The 19,441-nt window shown below is 69.4% G+C and carries 19 protein-coding genes; 10 read left to right on the top strand and 9 right to left on the bottom strand.

Translation table 11 applies throughout. The features are described from left to right. Positions 1–142: 142 nt before the first annotated feature. The 6 genes from A9O67_RS00795 to A9O67_RS00820 all read left to right on the top strand — a co-directional run bounded on the left by A9O67_RS00795 (position 143) and on the right by A9O67_RS00820 (position 4,563). The gene (locus A9O67_RS00795) at positions 143–826 is read left to right on the top strand and encodes a Crp/Fnr family transcriptional regulator (RefSeq protein ID WP_068606412.1); all 684 of its coding nucleotides are present in this window, start codon (positions 143–145) and stop codon (positions 824–826) included. A 46-nt stretch (positions 827–872) separates the two neighbouring features. Continuing rightward, positions 873–2,438: a protein adenylyltransferase SelO gene (locus A9O67_RS00800; RefSeq protein ID WP_068606414.1), complete on the top strand. Its 1,566-nt coding sequence runs from the start codon at positions 873–875 to the stop codon at positions 2,436–2,438. 9 nt (positions 2,439–2,447) lie between these two features. Further along, positions 2,448–2,867, top strand: coding sequence for a peptide-methionine (R)-S-oxide reductase MsrB (msrB, locus tag A9O67_RS00805; RefSeq protein WP_068606416.1), 420 nt, complete (start codon positions 2,448–2,450; stop codon positions 2,865–2,867). Between the two features lie 40 nt (positions 2,868–2,907). Then, on the top strand, positions 2,908–3,441 hold the full coding sequence (locus A9O67_RS00810) for a septation protein A (RefSeq protein WP_068606417.1): 534 nt from the start codon (positions 2,908–2,910) through the stop codon (positions 3,439–3,441). Next, the gene (locus A9O67_RS00815; RefSeq protein WP_068606420.1) at positions 3,438–3,719 is read left to right on the top strand and encodes a BolA family protein; all 282 of its coding nucleotides are present in this window, start codon (positions 3,438–3,440) and stop codon (positions 3,717–3,719) included. Before A9O67_RS00810 ends, A9O67_RS00815 begins: the two co-directional genes overlap by 4 nt. Positions 3,720–3,780: 61 nt before the next feature. After that, positions 3,781–4,563: a peptidylprolyl isomerase gene (locus A9O67_RS00820; RefSeq protein WP_068606421.1), complete on the top strand. Its 783-nt coding sequence runs from the start codon at positions 3,781–3,783 to the stop codon at positions 4,561–4,563. Positions 4,564–4,588: 25 nt separating this feature from the next. Here the strand turns inward: A9O67_RS00820 and A9O67_RS00825 are convergent, their stop codons facing one another. After that, on the bottom strand, positions 4,589–5,593 hold the full coding sequence (locus tag A9O67_RS00825) for a lysylphosphatidylglycerol synthase transmembrane domain-containing protein (protein WP_068606424.1): 1,005 nt from the start codon (positions 5,591–5,593) through the stop codon (positions 4,589–4,591). Continuing rightward, on the bottom strand, positions 5,590–6,612 hold the full coding sequence (locus A9O67_RS00830; protein WP_068606427.1) for a glycosyltransferase family 2 protein: 1,023 nt from the start codon (positions 6,610–6,612) through the stop codon (positions 5,590–5,592). Before A9O67_RS00830 ends, A9O67_RS00825 begins: the two co-directional genes overlap by 4 nt. Before the next feature lie 188 nt (positions 6,613–6,800). Here A9O67_RS00830 and A9O67_RS00835 point away from each other — a divergent pair, with 188 nt between their 5' ends. Beyond that, the gene (locus tag A9O67_RS00835; RefSeq protein WP_456243281.1) at positions 6,801–8,036 is read left to right on the top strand and encodes a nucleotide sugar dehydrogenase; all 1,236 of its coding nucleotides are present in this window, start codon (positions 6,801–6,803) and stop codon (positions 8,034–8,036) included. Then, positions 8,033–9,058, top strand: a complete 1,026-nt coding sequence (locus tag A9O67_RS00840) for an NAD-dependent epimerase/dehydratase family protein (RefSeq protein WP_068606431.1) — start codon at positions 8,033–8,035, stop codon at positions 9,056–9,058. The genes A9O67_RS00835 and A9O67_RS00840 overlap by 4 nt, the downstream gene beginning before the upstream one ends. A gap of 91 nt (positions 9,059–9,149) precedes the next feature. Here A9O67_RS00840 and clpB read toward each other — a convergent pair whose 3' ends face one another. From clpB to A9O67_RS00875, 7 genes are all read right to left on the bottom strand, one after another. Further along, on the bottom strand, positions 9,150–11,753 hold the full coding sequence (gene clpB, locus A9O67_RS00845; protein ID WP_068606433.1) for an ATP-dependent chaperone ClpB: 2,604 nt from the start codon (positions 11,751–11,753) through the stop codon (positions 9,150–9,152). Between the two features lie 114 nt (positions 11,754–11,867). Further along, on the bottom strand, positions 11,868–12,350 hold the full coding sequence (locus tag A9O67_RS00850) for a molybdenum cofactor biosynthesis protein MoaE (RefSeq protein ID WP_068606435.1): 483 nt from the start codon (positions 12,348–12,350) through the stop codon (positions 11,868–11,870). Between the two features lie 4 nt (positions 12,351–12,354). After that, complete coding sequence (gene moaD / locus A9O67_RS00855) at positions 12,355–12,606, bottom strand: molybdopterin converting factor subunit 1 (protein ID WP_068606454.1); 252 nt, start codon at positions 12,604–12,606, stop codon at positions 12,355–12,357. Between the two features lie 87 nt (positions 12,607–12,693). After that, positions 12,694–14,028 (bottom strand): molybdopterin molybdotransferase MoeA, encoded by a 1,335-nt coding sequence (locus A9O67_RS00860; protein ID WP_068606437.1) that lies wholly within the window; start codon positions 14,026–14,028, stop codon positions 12,694–12,696. A gap of 11 nt (positions 14,029–14,039) precedes the next feature. Beyond that, the gene (gene thrC, locus A9O67_RS00865; protein WP_068606439.1) at positions 14,040–15,470 is read right to left on the bottom strand and encodes a threonine synthase; all 1,431 of its coding nucleotides are present in this window, start codon (positions 15,468–15,470) and stop codon (positions 14,040–14,042) included. Then, a complete protein-coding gene (locus A9O67_RS00870) occupies positions 15,470–16,801 on the bottom strand; it encodes a homoserine dehydrogenase (protein ID WP_068606456.1) in 1,332 nt (443 codons plus the stop codon). The genes thrC and A9O67_RS00870 overlap by 1 nt, the downstream gene beginning before the upstream one ends. 44 nt (positions 16,802–16,845) lie before the next feature. Then, positions 16,846–18,081 carry a pyridoxal phosphate-dependent aminotransferase gene (locus tag A9O67_RS00875; RefSeq protein ID WP_068606458.1) on the bottom strand — a complete coding sequence of 412 codons (1,236 nt, stop codon included), beginning with the start codon at positions 18,079–18,081 and terminating at the stop codon, positions 16,846–16,848. A gap of 104 nt (positions 18,082–18,185) precedes the next feature. On the opposite strand from A9O67_RS00875, the gene A9O67_RS00880 reads away from it, so the two are divergent. Both A9O67_RS00880 and A9O67_RS00885 read left to right on the top strand, forming a co-directional pair. After that, entirely contained in the window at positions 18,186–18,569 is a 384-nt protein-coding gene (locus A9O67_RS00880; protein ID WP_068606441.1) for an Mth938-like domain-containing protein, read from the top strand. An 89-nt stretch (positions 18,570–18,658) separates the two neighbouring features. Next, on the top strand, positions 18,659–19,135 hold the full coding sequence (locus A9O67_RS00885; RefSeq protein WP_068606443.1) for a peroxiredoxin: 477 nt from the start codon (positions 18,659–18,661) through the stop codon (positions 19,133–19,135). Positions 19,136–19,441 lie beyond the last annotated feature (306 nt).

The following is a 19,441-nucleotide window of genomic DNA, read 5'->3' on the forward strand; positions in this document are numbered from 1 at the left end:
AATCGGCACCGGCTCCGTTAAGCTTACGACTATTGCAAGGTCGCCTCGCCCCCGTCATCCTGACAAACCCGCGGAGGGCGCGCGATTTGTCGCCTCTTCGACAGCTTTCGATGCGCAGGCGAACCCTCAACCGCTGCCCGCCATGACCCTCGACGCCCGCAGTCCCGCCCGCGTATTTCTGTCCCAGCAGCCGTGGTTTGCGTCGCTGGACGGCGGCATGCGGCAAACGTTGATCGACGCCATGCTCATGCAGCGGGCTGGCCGGGGCGAGCTGCTGATCCGCCGGGGCACGCCGGTGGATGCCTGGTGGGCGGTGCTGTCGGGCATGGCCAAATTGCAGACCGAGGGCCCCGACGGCCGCGTATCGGCCTTTCTGGGTGTGCTCGCGGGCGACTGGTTTGGCGAGGGCACGGTGCTCAACGGCGGTCTGTGGCGCTACGACGTGGTGGCACTGCGCGACACCACCCTGATCGGGCTGCCGCTGCCCCATTTTCAGACGCTCTACCGCACCAGCCTGCCGTTCAACCACCACCTCATCCAACGCCTGAACCTGCGGCTGGGGCAGGCCATGACCGCCATCGAAGTCGGCCGGCTGCGCTCGCCCGAGGAGCGCGTGGCGCAGTACCTGACCATGTTTTGCGGCTCGGGCGTGCGCAAAATCACCCTGTCGCAAGAGGATCTGGGCCACCTCGCCGGCCTGTCGCGGCAGACCACCAACCGGGTGCTCAAGGCATTCGAGGCGAACGGCTGGATTTCGCTGGAGTTCAGCCGCGTCGACGTGCTGCAGCCCGAAGCGTTGGAGACGCTGCTGAACGACCGCGGCTGAGGCCCCGCTGCGGGCAAGGTTGCCCGCCGGGCGGGACAATCGCGCCATGGATGCCGATGTCCCCGCGCTCACACTGCAGCCGGCGCGCTTTGCCGCCCTGGGGCCAGCCTACTGCCAAGCCGTCGCGCCGCAGCCTTTGCCGGCACCGGCCTGGGTCGGCGTCAGCGCCCCGGCCGCGCGTGCGCTGGGCCTGCCCCAGGGCTGGACCGACGAACGCCATCTGCACGCGCTCAGCGGCAACGGCCTGCTGCCCGGGGCCGTGCCCGTGGCCACGGTCTACAGCGGACACCAGTTTGGCGTCTGGGCCGGCCAACTCGGCGACGGGCGGGCGCTGCTGCTCGGGGATCGGGCGGGGCCCGACGGCGTGTGGGAGGTTCAGCTCAAAGGCAGCGGCCGCACGCCCTACTCGCGCATGGGCGACGGCCGCGCGGTGCTGCGCAGCTCGATCCGGGAGTTTTTGGCGTCGGAGGCCATGCACGCCCTGGGCATCCCGACCACGCGCGCGCTGTGCGTGACCGGCTCGCCCGCCCCGGTGTGGCGGGAGACGGTCGAGACCGCGGCCGTCGTGACCCGCCTCGCACCAAGCTTCGTGCGGTTCGGGCATTTCGAGCACTTCGCCAGTCTGCGGGACGAGGCCGGACTGCGGGCGCTGGCCGACTTCGTCATCGACCACTTTTATCCCGGCTGCCGCCAACCCGAGGGCCCTGCGGACACGGCACCGTGGCACGACCCCGCCCTGGACGGCCCGTCCCTGCCCTGGGCGACCGAGGGCTGCGCCAACCCGTATGCCCGACTGCTGGAAGCGGTGGTGCGCCGCACCGCGACACTGCTGGCCGCGTGGCAGGCCGTCGGTTTTTGCCACGGGGTGATGAACACCGACAACATGAGCATCCTGGGACTGACGCTGGACTACGGCCCGTACCAGTTTCTGGATGCGTTTGATTCGCGGCACATCTGCAACCATTCGGATCACGGCGGGCGCTACGCCTACGCACGCCAGCCGCAGGTGGCCTACTGGAATCTGCACTGTCTGGCGCAGGCGCTGGTGCCCCTGCTCGACGACACCGAGCAGGCGCTGGCGGCGCTCACACCTTACCGGGGAACCTTCCTGAACGCACTGCACCGGCGCATGAACGCCAAGCTCGGCCTGGGTGCGCCACAGGAGGGCGACGCCGAGCGGGTGGAGGCGCTGCTGCGCCTGATGGAGGCCGACCGGGTGGACTACCCCATCTTCTGGCGGCGCCTGACCGACGCCGTGGCCGAGGGCGCATTGGCCCACGAGGCCCGGGCAGCCACCGGCGCGCTCGGCCCGGTGCGCGACCTGTTCCTGCAGCGCGATGCCTTCGACGCCTGGGCCGCCGAATGGCGGACCCGCGCCCAGATCGACGGGCGCGACGCCGCCCTGCAGCGCATGCGCCAGGCCAACCCGCGGGTGGTGCTGCGCAACCACCTGGCCCAGCTGGCCATCGAGCGCGCGCAGGCGGGCGACCCGAGCGGGGTCGCCGAACTGCTCGACGCCCTGCTCCACCCCGACGCCGATCCCGCCCACCCCGCGCTGACCGACTTTCCGCCCGAATGGGCCAGCCGGCTGTGCATCAGTTGCTCCTCCTGACCCACGACCATGGCATACCCGCTGGCAAAAACCGACGACGAGTGGCGCGAGGTGCTGCGCGCCAAGATCGACCGCGGCGAGGCCGAGCCGCTGGCCTTCGAGGTGACGCGCCGCGCCGCGACGGAGCGCCCCTTCAGCGGCCGCTACGAGACCTGGTGGCAACCCGGCCGCTACCACTGCGTCGCTTGCGGCACCCACCTGTTCGACAGCGACACCAAATTCGACGCCGGCTGCGGCTGGCCCAGCTTCTGGCGGGCACGCCCGGGCGCCATCGTGGAACGGCTGGACCGCAGCCACGACATGGTCCGCACCGAAACGCTGTGCGCCGGCTGCGGCGCCCACCTCGGCCATGTGTTCGACGACGGCCCCCCGCCGACGGGCCTGCGCTTCTGCATGAACTCGGCCGCGCTGCAATGGCAGCCGCTGTGACCCGACGCCGCCCGCCCGTCAGCCGCGATAATCCCTGTCCATGCGTTTGCTGATCGACTTTTTTCCGATCGCGCTCTTCTTCGTCGCCTACAAGTGGCACGGCATCTACGCGGCCACCGCCGTGCTGATGGCCGCCACGGTGGTGCAGATGGGCCTGATCTACGCCATCGACCGCCGCCTGCAAACCGTGCAGAAGGTCACCCTGCTGCTGGTGCTGGTGTTTGGCGCGCTGACCCTGACGCTGCAGGACGAGCGCTTCATCAAATGGAAGCCGACCGTGCTTTACGGTGCAATGGCGCTGGCGTTGGCAGCGGCCCTGTGGGGCTGGAAGAAAAACATCCTGCAGGTGCTGCTGGGCAGCCAGCTCAAGCTGCCGGCGCCGGTGTGGTCGCGCCTTGCGGTGGCCTGGATTGGCTACTGCGCGTTCATGGCGGCACTGAATGCCTGCGTGGCGGCCTATTTTTCCACCGACGCGTGGGTGGACTTCAAGCTCTGGGGCTATGTGTTCCCGGTGCTGTTCCTGGTTGGACAGGGCCTGTACGTCGCCCGCCACCTCAAGGATGACCCCGCATGACCATCCCCCACCCCTGGCCCACCGCCGACGGACTGGAGCAGGCCCTGCGCGCGGCCCTCGCCCCCACGCGCCTGGAGGTCATCGACGAGAGCGCGGCGCATGCCGGCCACGCGGGGGCCAACGGCCAGGGCCATGGCACGCATTTTCGGGTGCGCATCGCGGCCCCGGCCCTGGCCGGGTTGAACCGGGTGGCCGCCCACCGGCTTGTGTATGATGCACTGCAGCCCGCATTCGCGGCCGGGCTGCACGCGCTGGCCATCGAGGTGCTGCGCGATTGATGGTCATCGCCGCGACGCCGGTTTTTTCTTTCCGACCTTCCCTCTCTCGGACACTCCTCCCATGAACAACGTGTTGTCGCGCGTGGCCGTCGCCACGTGCCTGGCGGCCGGGCTGGCCATGCCGGCCCTGGCCCAGAATGTCGCCATCGTCAACGGCAAGCCCGTGCCCATGGCGCGGCTCAAGGCGCTCGAACAGCAAATGGCCCGCTCGGGCCGCCCGGTGGACGATGCCGTGCGCCAGCAGTTGCGCGAAGAAGCCATCCTGCGCGAAATCTTCGTGCAAGAGGCCGACAAGCGCGGCCTGCGCAGCTCGCCCGAGGTCAAGGCCCAGCTCGAACTGGCCACGCAGACCATTCTGATTCGCGAACTGTTCGCCGACTATCAGCGTCGCCACCCCGTGACGGACGCCGACCTGAAGGCCGAATACGACCGCCTCAACGCCACCAGCGGACAGGAATACCGGGCGCGACACATCCTGGTCGCCAGCGAGGACGAGGCCAAAGCCATCATCGCGGAGCTGGCCAAGGGCGCGCGCTTCGAGGAGCTGGCCAAGCAACGCTCCAAGGATCCGGGCTCCGGCGCCAACGGCGGGGATCTCGATTGGGCCACGCCGGACGTGTTCGTGCCGGAGTTCTCGCAAGCCATGGTCAAGCTGGGCAAGGGCGAGACGACCTCGACCCCGGTCAAGACGCCGTTTGGCTGGCACGTGATCCGCGTCGATGACGTGCGCAAGGCGCAACTGCCCCCGCTGGACGACATCAAGCCGCAGCTCCAGCAGCAACTGCAGCAGCAGCGCCTGGCCGAGTTCCAGGAATCGCTGCGCAGCAAGGCCAAGGTGCAATAAGGCCCCTGACCCGCCGCCGCGGGGGTCAATCCCCGCGTTGCGGGGGGGCCCGGTCCACCTGCGGCACCGGCCACAGCGCCAGGGCGGAATGGGCCAAGGGATACAGGCCGTACAGCACCGACACTGCCACGGCAGACGAGGCGTCGTACCCCAACGGGGTCAAGGCGGCGATGGCCGCCGCCTCCCGCGTGCCCCAGCCGCCAAATCCCACGGGCACCGTGGCCAAGACGAAGATGGGGACGGCGGCCACGGCCAGCGCCTCCCAGGGCAGCGGGGCGCCGATGGCTCGCGCGCCACAGTACAGGACCGTCACCGACGCGGTCTGCACGACCAACGATCCCGCGATCTGACGCGCGCAGTGCTGGCCTGGCTGGTGAGTCGCCAGCCGGTGCCACCACCGCAACGCTGGCCGCTGCAGCAGCGCCCAGCCCGCCAACCACCGGGGCGTCACGCGCAGGGCGGCATACGGCAAAACCGCCATTCCGGCCGCCGCGCCGACGGCCAGCAGGGCCAGCCCCTCTGCCGACCCCACCCCCAGCCGCTGAACGGCCGGCAGCCAGCCCGTCGCGGGCGCCCACCACAACCCCGCGCCCAGAGCCAGGGCGCCCAGGATCAGCAGCCCCCACAGACCGCTCACGCGGTCCAGCACCACGGACACGCTCGCCTCCAGCACGGGCATGCCGCGCCGGTGCAGGCCCCAGGCCCGCAGCATGTCGCCGCCCACCACCGCCCCTGGCAGCACGACATTGGCCGCCACTCCCCGAAAATACACCGGCACGATCCACGACAGCGGGGCCGGGTGCCCCAGCCACGCCGCCAGATCGCGCCAACGCCAGGCCGACGCCAGATTGCCCAGCGTGCTGCTCAGCAAGCCCGCCAGCACCCAGCCGGGGTCCGCCCGGGCCAGAATCGACAACACCCGATCGGGCTGCACCCAGGCCAGAATGGCCCCGAGCAGCGCGAGCGCAACCGCCACGCGCCACAGCCGTCGCCCGCGCGGCGCCGGGTTGGCGGGCGTCACGCCGGTCATGCGTGACGGCCGCTGGCGGCCGGCTCGGGCAGATCGCGCGTGTGGTACTGCGGCCGCCCGGAGCCCTCGTGATAGACGCGGATCAGCAACTCCCCGGTCAGGCCCGCGACGATGAGTTGCGCCCCCATGAGGACCGCCATCACCCCCACCATCAACAGCGGCCGCGCGCCGATGTCCTCGCCGCTGAGCTTGACCGCAAACAGATAGAGCAGAATCAGCAGCCCCGGCGTCAACAGCCACAACCCCAGCCCGCCAAACGCGTGCAGCGGCCGCTGCCGGTAGCGCAGGAAGAACACGATCAGCACCAAATCCAAAATGACGCGGAAGGTGCGGTCGATGCCGTACTTGGACTGCCCGCGCGTGCGTGCATGGTGGCGCACCGGCATCTCCTCGATGCGCGCGCCCACCTCTCGGGCCAGGGACGGGATGAAGCGGTGCAACTCGCCATACAGATGGATACGCTCGATGATCTCGCGCCGGTAGGCCTTCAGCGCGCAGCCGTAGTCGTGCAGGCGCACATCCGTCGCCCACGAGATCAGCCGGTTGGCCAACACCGACGGCAGACGCCGCGACAGCGCCTTGTCCTGGCGCTGGTGGCGCCAGCCCGAAATCATGTCCACGGAAGGGTCGGTCTCCAGCCGCTCGATCATCGCCGGAATGTCCAGCGGATCGTTCTGCAGATCGCCATCCAGCGTGACGATATAGCGCCCGCGCGCGCGCTCGAAACCGGCTTGCAGCGCCGTCGACTGGCCATAGTTGCGCGCCAGGGCCACGGGCCGCAGCCATGGGCGGTCGGCAGCCAGTTCGGCGAGGATCTGCTGGCTGCCGTCGCGCGAGCCGTCGTCCACGCAAATCAGCTCGAACGACCAGCGGGTGGCCTCCAGAGCCTCCCCCACGCGGGCGACCAGGTCATGCAGATTCTCACGTTCGTGATAAACCGGGATCACCACGGAAATGTCAGGGATCGCTTCGTCCGCGATGGGGGACGGGGCGGTTCGAGGGTGGCTGTCGATCGGCATGCGGCGCAATCGGGTGAAACGGCGAAATCGACGCGAAGGCGCGCAGGGTCCAGCGCGTCGACAAGTTCGCCTCATTGTAGTCACCGCTGTCTATACTGCACCCCGTTCTGCGCCCCATGCGATCCGGCGCGACCGTCCGCGGCGCGCATCTACCGCTGCTGCCGGCCGGCCCTCTCAGTCCCTGCTCCATGACCGCCTCCGCTCCCGCCTCCCCCACTCCCGTGCGCATCACCGTCGCCGGCGCCGGCTACGTCGGCCTGGCCAACGCGCTGCTGCTGGCGCAACACCACCGCGTCACCGTGCTCGACATCGACCCGCGGCGCGTGGCCGCGCTGCAGGCGCGCCAGCCCACCGTGCACGATGAACTGGCGCAGCGGTGGCTGCGCGAGCGCGGTGACCTGCAGCTTGAGGCCACCACCGACGCCGCGCAGGCGCTGGCCGACGCCGACGTCGTCGTCATCGCCACCCCCACCGACTACGACCCCGTCACCAACGCGTTCGACACCTCCAGCGTCGAGGCGGTGGCGGCGCAGGCGCTGGCCGCCCACCCGGGCAGCACGCTGATCATCAAGTCCACCGTGCCGGTGGGCTTCACCGCGCGGCTGCGCCAGCGCCACGGCACCGACCGCCTCGTCTTTTCGCCCGAATTCCTGCGCGAGGGCCGGGCGCTGGAGGACAACCTCGCGCCCAGCCGCATCGTCGTCGGCGACCGCGGCCCGCGCGGGCAGCTCGTGGCCGAGCTGCTGCGCCAGGGCTGCCGCGCGCCAGAGCGCGTGCCGGTGCTGCTGACCGACCCGACCGAGGCCGAGGCGATCAAGCTGTTCGCCAACACGTACCTGGCCATGCGCGTGGCGTTCTTCAACGAACTGGATACGTACGCGGCCACGCACGGGCTCGACACACGCCAGATCATCGACGGCGTGTGCCTGGATCCGCGCATCGGCGCCGGCTACAACAACCCGAGCTTCGGCTACGGCGGCTACTGCCTGCCCAAGGACACCAAGCAGCTGCTGGCCAACTACCGCGACGTGCCGCAAAACCTGATCGCCGCCATCGTCTCGGCCAACGCCACGCGCAAGGATTTCATCGCCGACGACGTGCTGCGCCGGCTGCAGACGCTGTCCACCCCTGGCGGGCGCGCGCCGGTGGTGGGCATCTACCGCCTGGTCATGAAGCAGGGTTCGGACAACTTCCGCGCCTCAGCGATCCAGGGCGTCATGAAGCGCCTCAAGGCCAAGGGCGTGCCGGTGATCGTCTACGAGCCGGCCTACGACGGCGACGACTTCTTCCGCTCGCCGGTGCTGAAGGATCTGGCGACCTTCAAGGCGCAGGCCGACCTGATCCTGGCCAACCGTCGCCATCCCGATTTGGAAGACGTGGCTGAACGTGTTTACACCCGCGACCTGTTCGGAGGCGACGCATGAGGGTGTTCATCACCGGCACCGCCGGCTTCATCGGTTTTCACCTGGCGCGGCGGCTGCTGGAGGAAGGCCACGCCGTGCACGGCTTTGATGGTCTCACCGACTACTACGACGTGCGGCTGAAACAGCGCCGCCACGCGCTGCTGCGCGAACACCCCGGATTCACCGCCACCGAGGCGATGCTGGAAGACCTGCCGACGCTGCAGGCGGCCGCGCGCGCCGCCCAGCCCGACGTGATCGTGCACCTGGCCGCGCAGGCCGGCGTGCGCTACAGCCTGGAAAACCCGCGCGCCTACGTGGACGCCAACCTCATCGGCACCTTCCACGTGCTGGAGGTGGCGCGCCAGCTCAAGCCGCGGCACCTCCTGATGGCCTCCACCAGCAGCGTATACGGGGCCAACGACACGCTGCCGTTCGACGAGCAGCAGAAGACCGACTGGCCGCTGACGCTCTACGCCGCCACCAAGAAGGCCAACGAGGCGATGAGCCACGCCTGGGCGCACATCCACGGCGTGCCGACGACGATGTTCCGCTTCTTCACCGTCTACGGCCCGTGGGGCCGGCCGGACATGGCCCTCTTCAAGTTCACCCGGGGGATTCTGGAGGGCACGCCGATCGACATCTACAACCACGGCCAGATGTGGCGCGACTTCACTTACGTGGACGACCTCGTGCGCGCGATCCGGCTGCTGATCGACGCGGTGCCGCCGGCTCCGGATGCGCGCACGCCGCCGCACGGCTGGCAGGCGGTGGAAGGCGACACCCTGAGCCCCGCCGCGCCGTGGCGCGTCGTCAACATCGGCAACTCCGACAAGGTGCGCCTCTTGGACTTCGTCGAGGCCATCGAGGCCGAGGTGGGCCGCCCCGCGCAGCGGCGCTACCTGCCGATGCAGACCGGGGATGTGCCGGCCACCTGGGCCGACTGCGGGCTGCTCCAGCGGCTGACCGGCTACGCGCCGCGCACGCCGTTCCGCGAGGGCGTGGCGCGGTTCGTGCGCTGGTATCGGGAGTACCACGGGGTCTGAGCCGCCTCACTGCAAAGCGAAAGCCCCCGCCGGCGGACCGGCAGGGGCTTGGGGCAACCCGCACGCGGGGCCAAGCGGCCCCGCGCGGCTTTCAGTGCACCGTGTGCCCGAACAGGAACTGCCCCGGCGCGCGCACCGGATCCACGTCCACCGGGATCTCGCTCTTGGGCGGGAAGCGCCCTTCGAGGATCAGCTTGGACAGCGGGTTCTCGATGCGCTGCTGGATCGCGCGCTTCAGCGGCCGCGCGCCGAACACCGGGTCGTAGCCGACCTTGGCCAGCTCCTCCAGCGCCGCGTCGGTGAACGTCAGCGTCAGGTCGAGCTTGGCCAGCCGCTCCTGCAGCGTGCGCAGCTGGATGCGGGCGATGTTCTTGATGTGCTCGCTGCCGAGCGGATGGAACACCACCGTCTCGTCGATGCGGTTGAGGAATTCGGGGCGGAAGTGCGCCTTGAGCTCCTCCCACACCGCGTCCTTGATGTCCTCCATGTCGTGGCCCCGCTGCGCCAGCTGCTGGATGCGCTGCGAACCGATGTTGGAGGTCATCACGATGACGGTGTTCTTGAAGTCCACCGTGCGGCCCTGGCCGTCGGTCAGCCGCCCGTCGTCCAGCACCTGCAGCAGCACGTTGAACACGTCCGGGTGCGCCTTCTCGACCTCGTCGAGCAGCACGACGCTGTAGGGCTTGCGCCGCACCGCCTCGGTCAGGTAGCCGCCCTCCTCGTAGCCGACATAGCCCGGCGGCGCGCCAATCAGGCGGCTCACCGAGTGCTTCTCCATGAATTCGCTCATGTCGATGCGGATCATGTGCTGCTCGCTGTCGAACAGGAAGGCCGCCAGCGCCTTGCACAGCTCGGTCTTGCCGACCCCCGTCGGACCGAGGAACAGGAAGCTGCCCAGCGGCCGGTTCGGGTCGCTCAGGCCCGCGCGGGCGCGGCGGATGGCATTGGAGACGGCGGCGATCGCCTCGTCCTGGCCGACCACGCGCTCGTGCAGCCGCGCCTCCATCTGCAGCAGCTTGTCGCGCTCGCCCTGCATCAGCTTGCTGACCGGGATGCCGGTGGCGCGCGAGACCACCTCGGCGATCTCCTCCGCGCCGACCTGCGTGCGCAGCAGTTTGAAGCCCTTGGCGCCGTCCTTGCCGGCCTCGCGCGCCTGCGCCTCCTGCAGCCGGCGCTCCAGCTCCGGCAGGCGGCCGTACTGCAGCTCGGCGACCTTGTTGAAGTCACCCTTGCGCTTGAGCTCCTCGATCTGGAAGCGGATGCGGTCAATCTCCTCCTTGATCTGCGCCGAGCCCTGCACCTGCGCCTTCTCGGCCTTCCAGACCTCCTCCAGATCGGCGTACTCGCGCTCCAGCCGCGCGATCTCCTCCTCGATCAGCTCCAGCCGCTTGCGCGAGGCCTCGTCGGTCTCCTTGCGCACCGCCTCGCGCTCGATCTTGAGCTGGATCAGGCGCCGCTCCAGCCGGTCCATCGCCTCGGGCTTGGAGTCGATCTCCATCTTGATGCGCGCGGCGGCCTCGTCGATCAGGTCGATCGCCTTGTCCGGCAGGAAGCGGTCGGTGATGTAGCGGTGCGACAGTTCCGCCGCGGCGACGATGGCCGGGTCGGTGATCTCCACGCCGTGGTGCAGCTCATATTTCTCCTGCAGGCCGCGCAGGATGGCGATCGTCGCCTCGACGCTGGGCTCATCGACCAGCACCTTCTGGAAGCGCCGCTCCAGCGCGGCGTCCTTCTCGATGTACTTGCGGTACTCGTCCAGCGTCGTGGCGCCGATGCAGTGCAGCTCGCCGCGCGCCAAGGCGGGCTTGAGCATGTTGCCGGCATCCATCGCGCCCTCGGCCTTGCCGGCGCCGACCATGGTGTGGATCTCGTCGATGAAGAGGATGATGCGCCCCTCCTCGGCGGCGATCTCCTTCAGCACGGCCTTGAGGCGCTCCTCGAACTCGCCGCGGTACTTGGCCCCGGCCAAGAGACCGGCCATGTCCAGCGCCAGCACGCGCTTGTTCTTCAGCGTCTCCGGCACCTCGCCGTTGACGATGCGTTGCGCCAGGCCCTCGACGATGGCGGTCTTGCCAACGCCCGGCTCGCCGATCAGCACGGGGTTGTTCTTGCTGCGCCGCTGCAGGATCTGGATGGTGCGGCGGATCTCGTCGTCGCGGCCGATCACGGGGTCGAGCTTGCCCTGGCGGGCGCGCTCGGTCAGGTCCAGCGTGTATTTCTTCAGCGCCTCGCGCTGGTTCTCGGCTTCGGGGCTGTTCACAGCTTGTCCTCCTCGCACGGCGTCGATGGCCGCCTCCAGCGCCTTGCGGTTCAGGCCCGCGGCGCGCGCGGCGTCGGCCAGCATGATCTTGCTGTCGGCCAGCGCCAGCAGGAACAGCTCGCTGGCGATGAACTGGTCGCCGCGCTTCAGGGCCTCCTTCTCGGCGGCCTGCAGCAGCGTGACCGTGTCACGGCCGACCTGCACCTGCTCCTGGCCCTGCACCTGCGGCAGGCGCTGCACGGCGTCGTCGGCGGCCTTCTTCAGCTGCGCGACGTTGACGCCGGCGCGCTGCAGCAGCGCCGGCGGGCCGTCCTGCTGCAGCAGCGCGGCCAGCACGTGCGCCGGCTCGATGTAGGCGTGGTCCTTGGCCAGCGCCATCGATTGCGCTTCGGCCAGGGCCTCCTGGAACGAGGTGGTGAATTTGTCGGCTCGCATGGAATGGGCTCCGAAAGGGTTGATTGCCGTTCCATGTGGGGCGACTGTGCCGCGCTTTCAAGCCCGGCGTCGTTGACGCGGATCAAACGCCGCGCGCGGGCGCGACCGCGCACCTCAGGCGTTCTTCGCCTCGATGCCCCAGCGCGCCAGCGCTGCATCGTCGCTGACGCGCGCATCCACCCAGCGCGCGCCCTGCGGCGTGTGTTCCTTTTTCCAGAATGGCGCCTGGGTCTTCAGGTAATCCATCAGGAATTCGCACGCCTGAAAGGCCTCGCCGCGGTGCGCCGAGGTCACCGCCACCAGCACGATCGGATCCTGCGGCTGCAGCGCCCCGACGCGGTGGATGATGCGCACGCCGCGGATGTCGAAGCGACGCGCCGCCTCGTCGATCATCGCGTCGATGGCACGCTCGGTCATGCCAGGGTAGTGCTCCAGCTCGAGCGTGGCCACCGCGTCGCCGTCGTTGACGTCGCGCACGGTGCCGAGGAAGGCGCACACCGCGCCGACGCCGGCATCACCGGCGCGCAGCGCCGCCACCTCGGCGCCGAGGTCGAACGGCCCGGTCTGGATCGTCACGCTGCGCCGCTCGACGGCCATGGCCTCACCCTCCGGTGACGGGCGGAAAGAACGCCACCTCCGCGCCGTCGCGCAGCGGTGCGGCCTCATCGGCCATGACCTGGTCGACCGACATGCGCAGCGCCCGCCCCCGCGCCAGGGCCTCCGCCCACACCCCGCCGCGGGCGATCAGTTCATCACGCAAGGCGCCCAAGGTCGCCGCGGACGTGTCCACCTCGGCACTGGCAACGCCGACGGCTTCGCGAACGGCGGCAAAAAAACGCAGCTGAACTCTCATGAAATGCACGTTTGCGGTCGGGTGGGACGTAACCGCCATCATACCCGCGCCCTGCGCGCGGGCAACGGCGCACGTGCCGCGCGTGCGTCAGTCCAGAAAGCTGGACAGCGGCAGGTAGCGCACCGTGTCGCCGTGCGCGATCACGCTGCCGGCGGGATTGTCCACCAGCCCATCGGCCCAGGCGACCGAAGTCAGCACCGATGAATTCTGGTTGGGGAACAGGTCCAGCCCGCCCACGCAGTTGCGCCGCACCCGCAGAAATTCCCGACGCTTGTCGGCCCGCGGCAGGTCGAAATGCGCCACCATGGGCAGCGCAGGGGGCAGCACCGGCGCCACGGTCGCCCCACCCAGGCGCAGCAGGAACGGCCGGGCGAGCAGCACGAAGGTCACGAAGCTGGACACCGGATTGCCCGGCAGCCCCAGCACATGGCAGCGGCCACGCCCGCCAGCGTGCGCGCGGTCGATCCACCCGTGGGCGAACGGCTTGCCCGGCTTCATGGCAATCTGCCACAGATCCAGCGCCCCCAGGGCCTGCACCACGGGCTTGACATGGTCCTCCTCGCCCACCGACACCCCGCCAGTGGTGAGGATGACGTCGTGGTCGCGGGCGGCTTCGGTCAAGGCGGCTTGCGTCGCGGCCCGATCATCCGGGATGCGGCCCAGCACCGTCACCTCGCACCCCAGACGCAGCAGCAGCGGCTCCAGAAAATAGCGGTTGGAGTTGTAAATCGCCCCCGGGGGCAGACGGTCGGCCGGCAGCTCGCCCGGCTGGATCAACTCATCCCCGGTGGAGGCCAGCGCCACCCGCACGCGGCGATGCACGCGCAAACTCGCGCTGCCGATGGAGGCCGCCAGGCCCAGGTCGGCCACCGACAGGCGGGTGCCCGCTGCCAGGACGACCGCACCCGCACGCACATCCTCGCCGCAGCGGCGCACCCACTGCCCCTCGGCCGGGACGGTCCCCAAGCGCACCCAGCCGTGTACGGCCGTGGCCCCGGCCGCATCCGCATCCGCGGAGGGCTCGGCAGGCGTCGCGTCCTCCTGCATCACCACGGCATCGGCACCCGCAGGCATGGGCGCGCCGGTAAAGATGCGGGCCACCGTGCCCGGCGCCAGCTCGCAGCCAAAGTGCCCGGCCGGGATGCGCTGCGCCACGGGCAACGGCCGCCCCTCGGCCACGGCCCGGGCGACGTCCTCGCGCCGTACGGCATAGCCGTCCATCTGGCTGTTGTCAAACCCCGGCACATCCAGCGGCGACGCCAGATCGTGCGCCAGCACGCGGCCGGCCGCCGCGGCGGTGGGGACCGTCTCCACCCCCGCCACAGGTTCGATGCTGGCCAGCAGGCGTTGCAGCGCGTCCTCCAGTCCCATCAGACCCGGACGGGCAGGCGCTGTGGCAGGCGATGCGGGGTTTGCAGCCATCCGCGCGCTCCTCAGTCGCGGCAGGCGGCGACGATGCACGCCTTGACGCGCTCGACGTCCGCCGGCAACACCTGCACCCGCTTGGGCAATGCCTCGATACCGGCAAACCGCGCCGGTCGCTCGGGCTCGCGCCCGATCGCCTCGACGATGGTGGCGGCAAACTTGATGGGCAGCGCCGTCTCCAGCACGATCATCGGCACGCCCGGCTGCAGGTGCTCGCGCGCCACCTTGACGCCGTCGGCGGTGTGCGGGTCGATCAGCATCGCATGGCGCTGCCAGACGTCGCGGATGGTGGCCAGCCGGTGGGCGTGCGTGCTGCGTCCGCTGGCAAAGCCGAACGCCTCGCGCGCGCGCGGGAAGGCCGGGTGCGCCGACAGGTCGAAGCGCCCGTGCCGCGCCAGCTCCTCGGCAAACAGCCGGCGCGTGGCCTCGGCGTCGCGCCCGAGCAGGTCGAAGACGAAGCGCTCGAAGTTGCTCGCCTTGCTGATGTCCATCGAGGGGCTGGAGGTTTCGTAGGTGTCGGCGCTGCCGCGCACGCGATAGACCCCGGTGCGGAAGAACTCGTCCAGCACGTCGTTTTCGTTGGTGGCCACCACCAGATGCTCGATCGGCAGCCCCATCATGCGCGCGATGTGGCCGGCGCAGACGTTGCCGAAGTTGCCGCTCGGCACGGTGAAGCTCACGCGCTCGTCGTCGCGCTCAGTGGCCTGGATCCAGCCGGCGACGTAATACACCACCTGCGCCAGCAGCCGCGCCCAGTTGATCGAGTTGACGGTGCCGATGCGGTGGCGGCGCTTGAACTCCAGATCCGCGCTGACCGCCTTGACGATGTCCTGGCAGTCGTCGAAGACGCCTTCGATGGCCAGGTTGTGGATGTTGGGATCCTGCAGGCTGTACATCTGCGCCTGCTGGAACGGGCTCATGCGCCCGTGGGGGCTCAGCATGAAGACGCGGATGCCGCGCTTGCCGCGCATCGCGTACTCGGCGGCGCTGCCGGTGTCGCCGCTGGTGGCGCCCAGGATGTTGAGCGTCTCGCCGCGGCGCGCGAGTTCATACTCGAACAGCTGGCCGAGCAGCTGCATCGCCATGTCCTTGAACGCCAGCGTCGGGCCGTTGGACAGCGCCTCCAGCCACAGGCCGTTTTCCAGGTGGCGCAGCGGCACGATCTCGCCGGTGCCGAACACCTCGGCGGTGTAAGTGCGCCGCAGCAGCGCGCGCAGGTCGTCGGCCGGAATGTCGTCGATATAGAGCGAGAGGATCTCGAAGGCCAGCTCGGCGTAGCCATGCTCGTGGTAGATGCGCCGCCAACGCGCCAGCGTCGCGGCGTCCACCTGCGGGTAGTGTTCGGGCAGGTACAGGCCACCGTCAGGCGCGAGACCCTCCAGCAGGATGTCGCTGAAGCGGCGCCGCGCGGGCTCGCCACGGGTCGAGAGATAGCGCATCAGGCCAGCTCCTCCTTGCGGATGCGCACGATCGGCGCCAGCACCGTCGGCAGCGCCTGCATCGCCGCCAGCGCGGCGTCCATCGTGCCTTCGGCGGTGTCGTGCGTCAGGATGATCAGGTCGGTTTGCGTGCTGCCTTCGCCGCCGACCTCGTCGGCCTCGCGCTGCAGCACGGCGTCGATGCTGATGCCGGCGCGCGCCAGGATGCCGGTGACCTCGGCCAGCACCCCGGGCTGATCGGCCACGCGCAGCCGCAGGTAGTAGCCGGTGACCACCTGCGCCATCGGGACGATGGCCAGATCGCTCATCGCGTGCGGCTGGAACGCCAGGTGCGGCACGCGGTGCTGCGGGTCGGCGGTGTGCAGCCGCGTCACGTCCACGAGGTCGGCAATCACCGCGCTGGCGGTCGGCTCGCTGCCGGCGCCCTTGCCGTAGTACAGCGTCGTGCCCACGGCGTCGCCCTGCACCACCACCGCGTTCATCGCCCCTTCGACGTTGGCGATCAAGCGCTTGGCCGGCACCAGCGTCGGGTGCACGCGCAGCTCCACCCCACCGGCCACGCGCTTGGTGATGCCCAGCAGCTTGATGCGGTAGCCCAGCTGCTCGGCGTAGCGGATGTCGGCCGCCTGCAGCTTCGTGATGCCTTCGACGTAGGCTTTGTCGAACTGCACCGGGATGCCAAACGCCAGCGCGCTCATCAGCGTGGCCTTGTGCGCGGCGTCGATGCCCTCGATGTCGAACGTGGGGTCGGCCTCGGCGTAGCCCAGGCGCTGCGCCTCCTTCAGCACGACGTCGAAGTCCAGCCCCTTGTCGCGCATTTCGGACAGGATGAAGTTGGTGGTGCCGTTGATGATGCCGGCCACCCACTGGATGCGGTTGGCGGTCAACCCTTCGCGCAAGGCCTTGATGATGGGGATGCCACCGGCCACGGCCGCCTCGAACGCCACCATCACCCCCTTGGCCTGCGCGGCAGCAAAAATCTCGCTGCCGTGCACCGCCAGCAGCGCCTTGTTGGCGGTGACGACGTGCTTGCCCGCGGCGATGGCTTCCAACACCAGTTGACGGGCGATCCCGTAGCCGCCGATCAGCTCGACGACGATGTCGATGTCGGGGTTGGCGATCACCGCGCGGGCGTCGGCCACCACCTGCGCCGCATCCCCCACGATGCCGCGCGCGCGCTCGGTGTCGAGGTCGGCCACCATCGTGATGGCGATGCCACGGCCTGCGCGGCGCCGGATCTCCTCCTGGTTGCGCTGCAGCACGCGGAAGACGCCGCTGCCGACGGTGCCGATGCCCAGCAGGCCGACTTGGATGGGGGGAAGGTTGCTCATGGTCGCGGTTGCCAAGGTCATGAAAATCCGGGGGTTGCCAAAAATCACTCGGTGCCGTAGCGCCGCCGCAGGTGGCCCAGAAAGCGCGCGATGCGCCCGATCGCCTCGGCCAGGTCGTCCTCGTGCGGCAGGAACACCAGCCGGAAGTGGTCCGGCGTCGGGTAGTTGAAGCCGGTGCCCTGCACGATCAGCACCTTCTCCTCGGCCAGCAGGTCGTAGGCGAACTGCTGGTCGTCCTCGATCGGATAAATCTTCGGATCCAGGCGCGGGAACATGTACAGCGCCGCCTTCGGCTTGACGCAGCTCACGCCCGGGATCTCGGTGAGCAGCCGGTGCGCCAGATCGCGCTGGCGGCACAACCGCCCGCCGGGCGCCACCAGGTCGTTGATGCTCTGATAGCCGCCCAGGGCCGTCTGGATCGCCAGCTGCCCCGGCGTGTTGGCGCACAGCCGCATCGAGGCCAGCATGTTCAGCCCCTCGATGTAGTCCCTGGCGCGGCGCTTGTCGCCGGAGACGATCATCCACCCCGCGCGGTAGCCGCACGAGCGGTAGTTCTTGCTCAGGCCGTTGAACGTGACGAACAGGATGTCGTCCGCCAGCGACGCGATCGAGGTGTGGACGTTGCCGTCGTAGAGCACCTTGTCGTAGATCTCGTCGGCGAAGACGATCAGCCCGTGCTTGCGCGCCAGCTCGACGATGGCCTGCAGCACCTCCACCGGGTACAGCGCGCCGGTGGGGTTGTTGGGGTTGATGACGACGATGCCCTTGGTGCGCGGCGTGATCTTGCGCGCCATGTCGTCCAGGTCCGGGATCCAGCCATTGGCCTCGTCGCACAGGTAGTGCACCGGCGTGCCGCCCGACAGCGATACGGAGGCCGTCCACAGCGGATAGTCCGGCGCCGGCACCAGGATCTCGTCGCCGGCGTTGAGCAGCGCGTTCATGCTCATGGTGATGAGCTCGCTGGCGCCGTTGCCCAAGTAGACGTCGTCCACCGTCACGCCGGCGATGCGCTTTTCCTGCGTGTAGTGCACGATGGCCTTGCGCGGCGCGAACAGCCCCTTGCTGTCCGTGTAGCCGGCCGCCTGCGGCAGGTTGCGGATCATGTCCTGCACGATCTCGTCCGGCGGCTCCAGCCCGAACACCGCCAGGTTGCCGATGTTGAGCTTGATGATCTTGTGCCCGTCCTCCTCCATCTGGCGGGCCTTCTCGAGCACGGGTCCGCGGATGTCGTAGCAGACGTTGGTCAGTTTGGCGGACTTGTGGATGACGGTAGAGGACATGGCGCGTGGGTCGGGGCCGGGGCGGCGCACGCACCGCTCCGACAGGGGTGGAGCCTATAATTTCACCACAGTTTGCCGGCGATTCCCGGCCGGCTGCGCCCGCCATGAAGTTTCAGCCCGACCGCATCGACACCCTGTCCATACAGGCCCACGGCCCCGGCTGGGTGATGGTCGGCGGCCAGCGGTACGACAGCAGCATCGTCGTCAGCGCCAGCGGCCGACTGCAGGCGTGGGACTGCCGCCGCCACGCCGAACTGACGGCCCAGCACTTCGACCAGTTGGCCGCCGATGCGCCGGAGGTCGTCCTCTTTGGCAGCGGGCAGCGGCTGCGGTTCGTGCCGCCGTCCCTGCTGCGGGGCCTGATCGAACGCGGCATCGGCGTGGAGACCATGGACACCATGGCCGCGGCCCGCACCTACAACATCCTGGCCGGTGAAGGCCGGCGGGTGGTGGCCGCGCTGCTCATCGAGGCCGCCGACGCGGCCTGAGGCCCTGCGCAAATGCGCTAAAATATCAAGATGTTCGGCGGTTCTTCCCGGACCAATTCGACCATCCAAACACGCAGGGGATTTGCTCCATGGCCGTCGTCGTCAACAAACCGATTCCCGAGTTCGAAGCCCAAGCGACCGGCGGCATCAAAGTCACCCACCAATCCCACCTCGGCCAGACGCTGATCCTGTACTTCTACCCCAAGGACCACACCCCCGGCTGCACGACCGAGGCCATGCAGTTCCGGGACCAGTACCAGGAGTTCATCGGCGCGGGGGCGCAGGTGTTCGGCGTCTCGCGCGACAATCTCAAGTCGCACGAGGACTTCAAGGCCAAACTGGAGTTGCCGTTCGAGCTGATCGCCGACACCGAAGAAAAGATGTGCCACATGTTCGGCGTCGTCAAGAACAAGATCATGTACGGCAAGAAGGTCAAGGGCATCGAGCGCAGCACCTTCCTGATCAGCCCCGAAGGCATCCTGCTGCAGGAGTGGCGCGGCATCAAAGTGCCGGGCCACGTGGACGAAGTCCTCAAGGCCGTGAAGATGCTCAAAAAAGTGGCTTGAAGCCCACACGCCGGGCGCCCTGCCCACCCCGCCGACCAGCCGCCCCATGGGCGGCTGCGGTTTTTCTGGCATGATGATTTCATGCCACTGCCCCCGCCCCCCAGCCGCAAGGCCGATCGCGTCGATCTCAAAAAATCCCCCCCCCCCACTCCGCCCCACCCGCCCGACCCCACGGCGGACACCGTTCCCCCACCCGCCCCCCCCCCCCCCCCCCCCCCGCCCCCCGCCGCCCCCCTCCCCCCCCCCCCCCCCCCCCGCCCCCCCGCGCCCCCCCGCCACGCACACGCGCCGCCCCCCGCCCCCCCC

Origin of the sequence: Tepidimonas fonticaldi (genome assembly GCF_001675355.1) — a bacterium.
Classification (GTDB): domain Bacteria; phylum Pseudomonadota; class Gammaproteobacteria; order Burkholderiales; family Burkholderiaceae_C; genus Tepidimonas; species Tepidimonas fonticaldi.